Annotated in this window: 1 protein-coding gene and 1 pseudogene; one reads left to right on the top strand and one right to left on the bottom strand. The window is 68.3% G+C overall.

The features are described from left to right. Nucleotides 1-796 (top strand): ATP-binding protein (locus G3O06_RS48250; protein ID WP_205820457.1); only part of this gene is annotated, 796 nt, incomplete at its 5' end. Between the two features lie 333 nt (nucleotides 797-1,129). Here the strand turns inward: G3O06_RS48250 and G3O06_RS48245 are convergent. Further along, nucleotides 1,130-1,312: pseudogene (locus G3O06_RS48245) on the bottom strand (hypothetical protein); the annotation flags it as partial.

Below are 1,312 nucleotides of genomic sequence, written 5' to 3'. Positions count from 1 at the left end.
GACCGACGACGAGGCGCTGACGTCGGCGGCGCTGCTCTCCGCGAGCCGCCTCGGCTTCTCGCCCGCGCAGTGGCGCCGGCGGCCGTTCCGTTCACCGCATCACTCGTCGAGCGCCGCCGCGCTGGTGGGCGGCCGCAACCCGCCGCAGCCGGGCGAGATCACGCTCGCGCACCTCGGCGTACTGTTTCTCGACGAACTCCCGGAATTCGACCGGCACGTGCTCGAGATGCTGCGCGAGCCGCTGGAGGCCGGCCGCATCACGATTTCACGTGCAGCCCAGCAAGCCGACTTTCCCGCCGCATGCCAGCTGATCGCCGCGATGAATCCGTGTCCGTGCGGCTGGCACGGCGATCCGTCCGGACGCTGCCGCTGCTCGCCCGACGTCGCCGCGCGCTACCTGCGCAAGCTGTCGGGGCCACTCATCGACCGCATCGACATCCAGATCGACCTGCCCGCGCTGTCGCCAGCCGAGCTGGCGACGCGCGTCACGGCGCCCGGCGAGCCGAGTGCCGCAGTGGCCGCGCGCGTTGCGCGGGCGCGAGCGCTGCAACTCGATCGGCAGGGCAAGACGAATCACATGCTGAGCGGCCGCGAGACCGACGACCTGTGCCGGCCGACCGACGAAGGCGAACGGCTGCTGCGCGAGGCCGGCGAGCGCTTCGGCTGGTCGGCGCGCGCGTATTACCGCGTGCTGAAGGTCGCGCGGACGATCGCCGACCTCGCCGGCGACCCGCTGCCGACGGCCGCGCAGATCGCCGAAGCGATCCGCTACCGGCGCGCGCTGACGGCACTCTGAACGCCCTCGGAGGACAAAATCCGGCTGTCAAGACTTGACTTATGCACAATTCCGCGAATCCGACCCCGGATCAGGGCTCGACGGGACCTTTGCAGCACGGAATCCGCATCTTGTTGTTTTGATTGATTTTTCTCAAAACGCGAGCGGGCGACCAAACGGGCCGGAAGGCCGTCCCGCGCGGCTTGGCGAGCAATCCGGGCAACTTTTCAACAAAGTTATCCACATGCGCTGTGGATAGCCGAAAAAACCTCGCAAAATCCGGCGACTAGCGTCGAAAGCTGCGAATGAACTTTCAGTTGTCACAGAGTGTCTCAGCGCCCTCGCCGGTCGCCGTCAGTCGAGTTTGAACGACCCGAAAAACTGGTCGAGCTGCTCCTGCGTGAGCGGCCCGTCGGCAATCACGACGGCCTGGTACGCATGCCGGCCGCGCGCGGCGAGCCGCGCGACGATCGTCTTGTGCGTGCGATCGCCGCCGGCGGCCGCGCCCGCGATGCGCAGCTCGAGCCCGTTCACCGG

Origin of the sequence: Burkholderia sp. Ac-20345 (assembly GCF_017104825.1) — a bacterium.
Taxonomy (GTDB): Bacteria; Pseudomonadota; Gammaproteobacteria; order Burkholderiales; family Burkholderiaceae; genus Burkholderia; species Burkholderia lata_B.
The sequence above is the reverse complement of the archived record's forward strand: the minus strand, read 5'-3'. Positions and strand labels throughout refer to the sequence as shown.